The organism is Pseudoalteromonas sp. MMG012 (assembly GCF_018100875.1).
In the GTDB taxonomy this organism is placed as follows: Bacteria; Pseudomonadota; Gammaproteobacteria; order Enterobacterales; family Alteromonadaceae; genus Pseudoalteromonas; species Pseudoalteromonas aurantia.
Genome location: NZ_JAGJEF010000001.1, coordinates 164,762 through 175,119, shown reverse-complemented (window position 1 = coordinate 175,119; position 10,358 = coordinate 164,762). Strand labels below are relative to the sequence as shown.

Annotated in this window: 10 protein-coding genes and 1 tRNA gene; 2 read left to right on the top strand and 9 right to left on the bottom strand. The window is 41.4% G+C overall.

Annotated elements, in window-relative coordinates; genetic code table 11:
* Nucleotides 1-46: 46 nt before the first annotated feature.
* From J8L97_RS00840 to xerD, 7 genes are all read right to left on the bottom strand, one after another.
* Nucleotides 47-139, bottom strand: a tRNA-Ser gene (locus tag J8L97_RS00840).
* Nucleotides 140-261: 122 nt separating this feature from the next.
* Nucleotides 262-450 (bottom strand): hypothetical protein, encoded by a 189-nt coding sequence (locus J8L97_RS00835; RefSeq protein WP_192508730.1) that lies wholly within the window; start codon nucleotides 448-450, stop codon nucleotides 262-264.
* A 239-nt stretch (nucleotides 451-689) separates the two neighbouring features.
* On the bottom strand, nucleotides 690-2,231 hold the full coding sequence (gene lysS, locus J8L97_RS00830) for a lysine--tRNA ligase (RefSeq protein WP_210995639.1): 1,542 nt from the start codon (nucleotides 2,229-2,231) through the stop codon (nucleotides 690-692).
* 27 nt (nucleotides 2,232-2,258) lie between these two features.
* Nucleotides 2,259-3,357 (bottom strand): peptide chain release factor 2 gene (gene prfB / locus J8L97_RS00825; protein ID WP_192508732.1). Its coding sequence is split into 2 segments (ribosomal slippage): nucleotides 2,259-3,281 and nucleotides 3,283-3,357, totalling 1,098 coding nucleotides; the frame shifts between segments, so codons are not numbered across the junction.
* Between the two features lie 121 nt (nucleotides 3,358-3,478).
* Nucleotides 3,479-5,203, bottom strand: coding sequence for a single-stranded-DNA-specific exonuclease RecJ (recJ, locus tag J8L97_RS00820; RefSeq protein WP_211047532.1), 1,725 nt, complete (start codon nucleotides 5,201-5,203; stop codon nucleotides 3,479-3,481).
* 74 nt (nucleotides 5,204-5,277) lie between these two features.
* The gene (gene dsbC, locus J8L97_RS00815; protein WP_192508734.1) at nucleotides 5,278-6,012 is read right to left on the bottom strand and encodes a bifunctional protein-disulfide isomerase/oxidoreductase DsbC; all 735 of its coding nucleotides are present in this window, start codon (nucleotides 6,010-6,012) and stop codon (nucleotides 5,278-5,280) included.
* Between the two features lie 62 nt (nucleotides 6,013-6,074).
* Entirely contained in the window at nucleotides 6,075-7,001 is a 927-nt protein-coding gene (gene xerD, locus J8L97_RS00810) for a site-specific tyrosine recombinase XerD (protein WP_211047531.1), read from the bottom strand.
* Nucleotides 7,002-7,081: 80 nt separating this feature from the next.
* On the opposite strand from xerD, the gene fldB reads away from it, so the two are divergent.
* Nucleotides 7,082-7,603: a flavodoxin FldB gene (gene fldB / locus J8L97_RS00805; RefSeq protein WP_211047530.1), complete on the top strand. Its 522-nt coding sequence runs from the start codon at nucleotides 7,082-7,084 to the stop codon at nucleotides 7,601-7,603.
* Nucleotides 7,604-7,672: 69 nt separating this feature from the next.
* Here the strand turns inward: fldB and J8L97_RS00800 are convergent, their stop codons facing one another.
* Nucleotides 7,673-8,179, bottom strand: a complete 507-nt coding sequence (locus J8L97_RS00800) for a hypothetical protein (protein WP_210995643.1) — start codon at nucleotides 8,177-8,179, stop codon at nucleotides 7,673-7,675.
* Nucleotides 8,180-8,355: 176 nt separating this feature from the next.
* A complete protein-coding gene (locus J8L97_RS00795; protein ID WP_211047529.1) occupies nucleotides 8,356-9,057 on the bottom strand; it encodes a tRNA1(Val) (adenine(37)-N6)-methyltransferase in 702 nt (233 codons plus the stop codon).
* A gap of 68 nt (nucleotides 9,058-9,125) precedes the next feature.
* On the opposite strand from J8L97_RS00795, the gene srmB reads away from it, so the two are divergent.
* Nucleotides 9,126-10,358, top strand: coding sequence for an ATP-dependent RNA helicase SrmB (gene srmB, locus J8L97_RS00790; RefSeq protein ID WP_192508739.1), 1,233 nt, complete (start codon nucleotides 9,126-9,128; stop codon nucleotides 10,356-10,358).

The window sequence follows — 10,358 nt, the reverse complement described above, 5'->3', positions numbered from 1 at the left end:
TATTTATATCGAACTTTATCGATAAGACGTACCATTTATAAATAAATGGCGGAGAAGGAGGGATTCGAACCCTCGATAGGGCTACAAACCCTATACTCCCTTAGCAGGGGAGCGCCTTCAGCCACTCGGCCACCTCTCCGTGTCGTGGGGCGTATAATATAGGCTAGAAAAAATATGTCAAACACTTTTCTTGTAAAATCAGGCCGTATGGTGATAGATTAACCAGCTTGGTTGAAATCCTCACTTGAATAGGTCCTAGAATTAATCATGGTCTTGAAAACGACTGAGGGTATGCCTATCAATGAGTGCTTTTTTAGAGTCTTTCAATTCAGCTAAATAAGCATCTTGATATCCTAAACGCTGGAATTCGCAAATACACATCCGACAATATTCCATTCTCAACTCATCATTATCATCTTTTGAAGGTTGATATTTTTGTGGTTCTTTCATTTTTATGATTATCCATTAACCGCGCTCCAGCAGTATAGGAAACAATCAAAGACTTGCCAGTTCTAGATTTAATGGCATATGCAGTACGTATTTCATCTGCATAGACTAGCTAGTTGTTTTATTTGAGTAATTCATCTAATTAGCATTAGACTAAAGTCGCATACTGAGATATATCGCACGCAAATAACAGAAAAGCGCCATGAAGGCGCTTTTCTCAATCGTATCACTCTCAGGTGTACTTAGTCCGTTTGCGGTCTCATATGAGGAAACAAGATCACATCTTTAATCGTTGATGAATCAGTAAATAGCATCACTAAACGGTCAATACCAATACCTTCACCTGCCGTAGGCGGTAATCCATACTCTAATGCACGAATGTAATCTTCGTCATAATGCATTGCTTCATCATCACCCGCATCTTTCTCTTCAACCTGACGTGCAAAGCGTGCAGCTTGATCTTCAGCATCATTTAGCTCAGAAAATCCGTTTGCCAATTCACGTCCACCAACGAAGAATTCAAAACGGTCAGTAATGAATGCGTTGTCGTCATTACGACGCGCCAGTGGAGACACTTCCCACGGGTATGCAGTAATGAAAGTCGGTTGAATAAGTTTATGCTCTGCCACTTCTTCAAAAATTTCACATAAGAACTTACCAGGTCCCCATACACAGTTTTCAGGGATTTTAACGTGTACTTGTTTAGCAAACACTTTTAGTGCGTCAAAATGATTTTCAGGGTCTTGGAAAATTTCAGCTTGCTTAGCCGCTTCTTCACTGTGCTCAATGATCGCATCTGCCATTGTTAAACGCACAAACGGCTGACCAAAGTCATACTCAACGCTATCAGTAACTTCACCTTCCGCATTCTTAGTGGTATTCACAATCGTCGTCGTGCCCAACACATCTTGTGCCACAGTACGTAGCATATCTTCAGTTAAATTCATCAAGTCATTGTAATCAGCATACGCTTGATAAAATTCAATCATGGTGAATTCAGGGTTATGGCGTGTTGATAAACCTTCGTTACGGAAGTTACGGTTTATTTCAAATACACGGTCAAAGCCACCCACAACTAAACGCTTTAAGTAAAGTTCAGGCGCAATACGCAAGTACATATCAATGTCGAGTGCATTATGGTGTGTCGCAAACGGGCGAGCTGTCGCACCACCAGGAATAACCTGTAACATAGGCGTTTCAACTTCCATAAACTCACGTTCAGCAAGGAAACGACGAATACCTTCAATCACTTTTGAACGAATGCGGAATGTTTCACGCGTATCAGTATTGGTGATCAAATCAACATAGCGCTGACGGTATTTGGCTTCTTGGTCTGTTAAACCATGAAACTTCTCGGGTAGCGGGCGCAATGATTTAGTCAACAATTCATATTGAACCATATCAACGTATAAATCGCCTTTGCCTGACTTGTGTACAGGCCCCGTTACACCAATAATATCGCCAATATCAAGCTGACCATATTTTGCTTTTAGATCTTTTTGAACATCTTTAGACGCATACGCTTGAATACGGCCTTTCATGTCTTGCAGCACTAAGAAAGGGCCACGCTTTGCTAAGACACGCCCAGCAATTGACGCCTGCTGGTTTAATTCAACAAGCTCTTCTTTCGATTTATCACCAAACTTAGCTTGTAGATCAGCCGTATAATCTTCACGGCGGAAGCTGTTAGGGTGGCCATTGGCACTGCAATTCTCGCGAATCGCATCCAACTTAGTACGACGCTCAGCAATGAGTTTATTTTCGTCTTGGATTTGATCTGTCATTTTATAGCTCTTAGTTTAGCTTGTTGATTAAAGGCCTGATTTCAGGCTAGCTTCGATAAATCTATCTAGGTCACCATCAAGTACGGCTTGCGTATTTCGATTTTCGACACCAGTACGTAAATCCTTAATTCGAGAGTCATCCAATACATAAGAACGTATTTGACTGCCCCAACCTATGTCTGACTTGGCGTCTTCTTGTGACTGCTTTTCTGCGTTCTGAGCTTGCATTTCAAGCTCAAACAACTTGGCTTTTAATTGCTTCATCGCTTGCGCTTTGTTTTTATGCTGCGAACGCTCATTTTGACACTGTACAACGGTATTTGTTGGTAAGTGCGTAATACGTACTGCTGATTCAGTGGTATTTACGTGCTGACCACCCGCTCCTGACGCTCTGTATACATCAATGCGCAATTCAGCAGGGTTAATATCTATTTCAATATTGTCATCAACTTCCGGATAAACAAACGCTGACGCAAATGAAGTATGGCGACGACCACTTGAGTCAAATGGACTTTTACGAACCAAACGATGTACGCCTGTTTCTGTGCGTAACCAGCCATAGGCATATTCACCACTGAAACGTACCGTGGCGCCTTTAATACCGGCAACATCACCATCGGTGGCTTCTACGAGCTCCACTTTAAAACCTTTTGCTTCACCCCAGCGTAAATACATACGCAGTAGCATATTACACCAGTCTTGTGCTTCAGTACCGCCTGAACCGGATTGCAAATCGAGATATGCATCATTGTCATCGTGTGGGCCTGAGAACATTCTACGAAACTCTAGCTTTTCAAGGCTTGCAACCAAACCTGCGAGCTCCTGCTCTGCTTCATCAAAAGTTTCTTGATCTTCCGCTTCAACGGCCAACTCAACTAACCCTTCCACATCATCAGCACCGGCCACCAAAGTGTCAATGGTTTCAACCACAATTTCTAAAGCCGATTTTTCACGGCCTAGCGCCTGTGCTCTTTCTGGTTCATTCCATACTGCCGAGTCTTCAAGTTCAGCGTTAACTTCTTCTAAACGCTCTTGTTTAAGAGCATAGTCAAAGGTACCCCCGAAGCAGCTCAGTACGTTCGCGAATGTCCTTGATTTGGTTAATCACAGGATTCACTTCAAACATGCACATTACTCCAAAAATTTCACTACAATGATTGGTTATTGCACTCACCCAGCGGTAATCTGCAACAGCCTAATTGTTAAACGCGCCATACTAACAAAATTTGTTCCTGCTATAAATGTCTTTATGCCGTTATTGCGCTGATTTCTCGCACGATTAACTGTAATGTAAATTTACCGCGAAACTCATTGATATCTAATTGATACGCAACTTGTGCCAATTGCGCTTGATTATTAGGCCAAGCCCTTACATCAACATTAAATGCAATTGCATCGACTAATTTTCCTGATGAATGCTTCAACACCAATTTAAGGTGTTTTTCTCCAACAATACGTTGTTGAATTAATTCAAATTCCCCACAAAAAACAGGCTCTGGGAAATGCTGCCCCCAAGGGCCTGCTTGTTGTAAAAGCTGTGCGAAATCCATGGTAAAACACTCAGCAGGCAAGGCCCCATCGGTCAACAATACGCTCTGTTTATGCTCTTCAGACAACAATTTACTAACTGTGGCTTCAAAGACAAGTTTAAACTGCGCAAAACTGTCTTCATATATCGTCAAACCTGCAGCCATTGCATGACCACCAAACTTTAAAATTAAACCTGGATGTTGGGTATTAAGCTGCTCCAATAAATCTCGCATATGTAACCCATCGATTGAACGACACGAGCCTTTTATTTCGCCATTATCACCTTGAGCAAAAATCACTGCGGGACGATGATACTGCTCTTTTAATCGACCTGCCAAAATACCTATTACACCTTGATGCCAATCATCTTGATACAAACAAACTGCATCAGGAACCCCCTGACTACTTAACACTAAGCGTTCGAGCACCGAGTGTGCTTCTTGTTGCATGCCTTGCTCTATTTCACGACGCTCATGGTTTAAACCATCAAGTTCACCCGCGATACGACGGGCTTGATTCATACCTTTTGATAACAAACACGCTATACCCAAACTCATATCATCTAATCGACCTGCAGCGTTCAGTCTCGGCGCAAGTGAAAAACCAAAATCGCTTGCACTTAAACGCGCGGCATTACGATTGGCAACTTCAATCAATGCTTGAATGCCAGGCCTGGTTTTACCACTTCGGATCCGTGCAAGCCCCTGATATACCAACGTGCGATTATTTGCATCAAGTGCGACCACATCCGCAACGGTACCTAACGCAACAATGTCCAATAACGCGGCCAAATTAGGTTCGCGGTTTGTTGTAAAATAACCTTGCTCTCTCAACTTATTACGCAGTGCAATTAATAAATAGAAGGCAACTCCCACACCGGCGATTGATTTAGATGGAAATCCACAGTCATGTTGATTTGGGTTCACAATGGCATCTGCATTAGGCAAGTGCGCTCCCTGTAAGTGATGATCCGTTACGATCACGGTGATCCCTGCTTGTTTAACAAGATCAATACCTGCAATACACGAAATACCATTATCAACCGTGATCACTAAATTAGGTTTAAGCGCCACGATTTGCTCTGCTAAAGCAGGGCTTAATCCGTACCCTAAACTAAATCTATCTGGTACCAAGTAATCGACATGCGTAAAACCAAACTGGGGAAGCCCTTCCATCAATACTGCGGTGCTTGTTGCGCCATCCGCATCAAAATCCCCCACAACCAACACGGTCGCATTTTTAGCCAACATCTCTACAAGGATATTACTGGCCTTATCCATATCTTTAAATAACTTAAAATCAAGTAACGTTTTTGCACTGTTATCTAATTCGCTTGCGTCTAAAACGCCTCTCGTTGCATAAATTTGTTTGATAACAGGATGTAAGTGGGCGGGTAAATGACTATCTTCTACAAATGGGCGAGTACGGATCTCTGTGTTCATTTAACATCTCAAATTTTTTAGGCAACAAAAAAGGCCTTACGGCCTTTTCTAATTATAGAATGAGTATACCAAACTTAAGATTTTTTGCTGTTCTCTTCTAACGCTTTAGACAGTGCTGCTGCAGGCTGATAGCCTGGGATCAATGAGCCATCTTCTAAAATAATCGCAGGCGTACCTGTGATACCGAAGCTCTGGCCTAGTTCATAATGCTCCGAAACTGGCGCACTACAGTTTTCAACTTTAGCAACTGTTTGTCCTGCTTTAGCATCTGTCAGTGCTTGTGCTGCATCTTTTGCACACCAAACATTGCGTAAGTCTTCATAACCTGACCCACGTAAGCCTCCCCGTGGGAACGCCATATATTTAACCGTAATACCTGCGGCCAAATAATCATCTAGCTCACGGTGTAACTTACGACAATAGCCACATGTAATGTCTGTAAATACCGTTATTTGGTGTTTTTCATTTTCAGCTTTATACACAATCATAGAATCTTGATAATCGGCAACACCTTCTTTGCGTAATCCACTCAACGCCCCTTCCGTCAAGTTCTCACGGTTTTCAAGGTCAATCACCGTGCCCTGAATAAGGTACTTACCATCCGCGCTCGCATATAAAACACCTTTATCGGTGATCACTGTTTTAATACTTGGGATTGGGCTATCTGATATACTTTTAACTGTCACACCTAAACCAGAAAACTGCTCAATAATAGGGTCAGCCAACAATGGGGTTGGTGTTTCTGGTATCGTATTCGCTAAAGTTGAAAAGCTACACGCCAATGCGGCAGCTAAAATTAGTTTTTTCATATTCTGCTCATTAATTATTATGCGGTTACCCACTAAGACCGGAAAACCTCTAAAAAATTCCACTATGCTCTGGGATGATGTTGCTGATGTAACGATTTTAACCGTTCACTGGCAACATGGGTATAAATTTGTGTCGTCGATAAATCACTGTGACCTAGCATCATTTGGACGACACGTAAGTCCGCACCATGATTAAGCAAATGTGTTGCAAAAGCATGACGCAACGTGTGTGGTGATAATGGCGACGTTACATTAGCCAAAATAGCATAGTGTTTAATACGATGCCAAAAGGTTTGTCGAGTCATACCAACTCCTCGCTTTGATGGAAAAACGAAGTCAGTCGCATGTTTTATCATTTGCGGTCGACCCAACTTCAAAAACTGTTCGATCCAATGCAATGCTTCTTCGCCCATTGGTACCAATCGTTCTTTACCGCCTTTTCCTCGAACCAAGACAACGGCTTGTCGCAAATTCACTTGTTCAATACGTAGCCCTACCAATTCAGTTACGCGTAATCCCGTAGCATATAAGAGCTCCAGCATCGCTTTATCCCTGAGACCCAAAGGTTCATCAACCTCAGGAGCATCAAGCAAAGCTTCCACTTCTAGCTCTGTTAATGTTTTAGGTAGCGATTGTATTATTTTTGGTTGCGCAATACTGAGCAATGGCGTCGCTGTTATTTTTTGTTCTTTTACCCAATATAAAAAAAATCGTTTTAGTGCACTAATTGACCGTGCTGTGCTGCGTGACTTCAGCCCTAGGTCAACTCGATACGCTAAATATGCTTCAATATCGCTACTTTGCACCTCCATCAAAGAAATGTCTCGCTGCGACTTTATCAAAAACTCGGTAAACTTGCCTAAGTCAGATCGGTATGCTGCTAAAGTATTGTCACTCAGCCCCTGTTCTAAAAACAAGGTATCTAAGAATGCCTCTATATAGTCATCATTACTCGATATATTGGTATTGTCGTTGGGAAATTCGCTCACAGGCTTCCTGTATCAATTTTTAACATCATAGGGTAGACTTCGCGCCTATCATAACAGTCAATTAGAAAGTGATAAATACAATGCAAATAGCGTTATTTTATGGTTCAACAACCTGCTATACAGAAATGGCAGCTGAAAAGATTCGTGACATTATTGGTGAAGATACAATTTCATTACATAACATCAAAGATGAGCCATTAATAAATGCAGAGCAATATGACTTTTTAATTTTAGGCATTTCTACATGGGATTTCGGAGAACTTCAAGAAGATTGGGAGTCTAGCTGGGATGACATTGAAAGTGTGAAACTTACAGGCAAAACCATTGCGTTATTCGGTATGGGTGATCAACAAGGCTATGGTCAATGGTTTCAAGACGCTTTAGGCATGCTACATGATAAAATACAGCCTCAAGGTGTTAATTTTATTGGTTATTGGCCCAATACAGCTGACTATGAATTCGAAGCATCAAAAGCACTCACTGAAGATGCGAGTCACTTTGTAGGATTGGCACTCGATGAAGACAGTCAGTATGAAAAAAGCGATGAACGAATCGCCAGCTGGATAGAACTGATAATGACCCAATACGGCGATTCACTATAGCTCTATCACTGAACGGCTTTTCATTCTGTCATACATTCGGGCCATTTTATTTAACGTCTCTCAATGCAGTTAAACCGTAGCGGGATCCGCCCATGATACTTCTCGGATCCAAGTCTTGAGTGCCGGAAAGTCTTCAATAGAATCAATCATCCCCCATGCGGCTAACAAAGGTTGGCCGTACAATTCATTCTTTTCAAAAACCATAATCAGATTCTCACTGGACCCTTTGTAACCACCTGAGTGTAATACGACACTGGTTGGCAGACCGATATGTTGAATAGCAGCCACGGACCATGCGATTGCCGCAATTTCCTCACCCTTCATCCAGTTTTTATTACTGCGACTTTTGTATACATCACCACTTAACAAGTGACGCTCAGTCGGCTCACATACGGCAATATGGCCAGCCTCATGTAATATATCACCGGCATAACTCAATTTTTCAACATCAATCAGTAATACACCTTGTTGTAACTTCAAACCGGGTAAAAACGTATCACTTGTTAAACGACTCAGCTGAAAGGGTACCTCAATAGTTTCTAAAAATGTCAAAATCTTGCGTATGGTCTGATCCATCAAATATCCCCTTCACGTTATCAATCAAAATTCGCATTCTATGCTATTTTGAAGCACTTCCTCTTATAAATATAGTCATTGTAAGATGCTGTAATTTTAGATAAAAACAAGTTATCTAAAATTATTTCTTCTATATTTACTCAGTGTTATTGATGATAAATAGAATAGCGTCGTCATTACATCTTCAAGTAAAAATCCCGACATAATGCAATATACTCCGGTGTATAGGTATTATTGCTATTACGCACACATAGCGCACTCATCAGTGTTGTATCACACGACATTAATGAAAACTCCATAAGGCGACGACTCACTGGTTTATTTGGTGTCATTTTTACATTGCAGACTCTGTGTAAATATAAGCCCATCACACGGCCACATTCGATAAAAATATCAGCTTCAGAACAAGGTAAAATGACCGTCAAAGTACTCTTTGCATGACTCACTTGAATATAAGCGCTGAGTAATTCACTGAAACTCAAGCCATCAGTATGTCGCGCTTTATTTCTTTGCTTATCAGGGCTTTTTAGACTGTTATTAAAGTATGGAGGGTTGCTAATAACGCAATCAAATGTATGATTTGATTCAAATACTTGAATTGCACATTGATGAACCATAATATCAGGCCATGGACTCTGTGAAATATTATGCCGCGCATCATTAACTGCCTCCGCATCAATTTCAACAGCATCAATGATTAAGTCTTGATTACGCTGTTTACACATCAGCGCCAATAACCCAGTGCCTGTTCCTATGTCTAATAAACGCTGTGCACCTACTAAATTAGCCCATGCCCCCAACAAAATACCATCAGTTGATACCTTCATGGCGCTCTTGTTCTGTTGAACCTTAAACTGTTTAAATGCAAAGCTAGTCATTATTCACCTTTTCGAAAATCACCATCACGCGTATAATTGAGACCATTGTCCTTTATTTATGATGTGCTATGCAATTTTCTGAATTTGATCTTGATACCAAAGTGTTGAACGCGATTGACAAAATGGGTTATCAATCCGCTACCAGTATACAACAGCTGGCAATTCCTGAAGCGTTAATCGGGCGTGATATATTAGCCTCCGCCCCAACTGGTACAGGGAAAACCGCTGCATTTTTAATCCCTGCAATTCAGCATTTGCTTGACTTTCCTCGTAAAGACCCAGGTTTTGCACGTGTGTTAATAATGACACCAACACGAGAACTTGCTTATCAAATACATGAACAATGCCAGTTACTCGCTGCAAACACACACTTGAAAATTGGTGTGGTAACGGGAGGCATTAACTATGGTACACATAAAGAGATCTTTGAAAAGAACAATGACATTTTGATCTCAACACCTGGTCGGTTGATGGAATACCTTGAAACAGAAAACTTCCACGCAGAAAATGTTGAACTGTTGATTCTAGACGAAGCTGACCGCATGCTTGACCTTGGTTTCAAAAAAGAAATGCTCCGTATTTGTGAAGAAGCCAAAAACCGTCGTCAGTGCTTTTTATTCTCTGCAACATTAGAAGGCGATAGCGTTGAATTATTTGCTGAACGTATTTTAAATGATCCGGCTTTACTGGAGGCAGAATCATCTCGCAAAGAAAAAGCCAAAATACACCAATGGGTGCACTTAGCGGATAACTATACCCATAAACTAGAATTACTACTGCATTTATTACAAAGTGAAACTGAAGTACAAAAAGCCATCGTATTTGTAAAGACCCGAGAACGCTTAGAACAACTTGTTGGAGAGCTCTATACGCATGGCGTAAAAACCACATGGCTACGCGGTGAAATGCCACAAGATAAGCGTATGACCGCCATGGCCAATTTCCAAAGTGGCCGCACGCGTATTTTGATTGCAACCGATGTTGCAGCCCGTGGTATTGATGTTCCTGACATTACGCATGTTATTAACTTTGATTTGCCACGCACAGCAGATGTGTACGTTCACCGCATTGGTCGTACTGCTAGAGCTGGTAAAAAAGGCACAGCCATCTCATTTGTCGAAGCCCATGACGTAGCCATTTTAGCCAAAATTGAGCGTTATATTGACTTAGGCCTTAAACGAAGAGTGATAAAAGGCTTAGAAGCACAAAATAAAGAAGCGCGCCCACCGAAGAAGAAGAAAGATCCGCTCAAAATGAAAGCGAAAAAGAAAGCAAAAGCCAAGATCAAGAAAAAGAAATAA

What these genes read in the sequence shown, in the direction of transcription:
- J8L97_RS00835 (WP_192508730.1), bottom strand. Translation starts at nt 450, where the DNA reads ATGAAAGAACCACAAAAATATCAACCTTCAAAAGATGATAATGATGAG.
- lysS (WP_210995639.1), bottom strand. Translation starts at nt 2,231, where the DNA reads ATGACAGATCAAATCCAAGACGAAAATAAACTCATTGCTGAGCGTCGT.
- recJ (WP_211047532.1), bottom strand. Translation starts at nt 5,203, where the DNA reads ATGAACACAGAGATCCGTACTCGCCCATTTGTAGAAGATAGTCATTTA.
- dsbC (WP_192508734.1), bottom strand. Translation starts at nt 6,012, where the DNA reads ATGAAAAAACTAATTTTAGCTGCCGCATTGGCGTGTAGCTTTTCAACT.
- fldB (WP_211047530.1), top strand. Translation starts at nt 7,082, where the DNA reads ATGCAAATAGCGTTATTTTATGGTTCAACAACCTGCTATACAGAAATG.
- J8L97_RS00800 (WP_210995643.1), bottom strand. Translation starts at nt 8,179, where the DNA reads ATGGATCAGACCATACGCAAGATTTTGACATTTTTAGAAACTATTGAG.
- J8L97_RS00795 (WP_211047529.1), bottom strand. Translation starts at nt 9,057, where the DNA reads ATGACTAGCTTTGCATTTAAACAGTTTAAGGTTCAACAGAACAAGAGC.
- srmB (WP_192508739.1), top strand. Translation starts at nt 9,126, where the DNA reads ATGCAATTTTCTGAATTTGATCTTGATACCAAAGTGTTGAACGCGATT.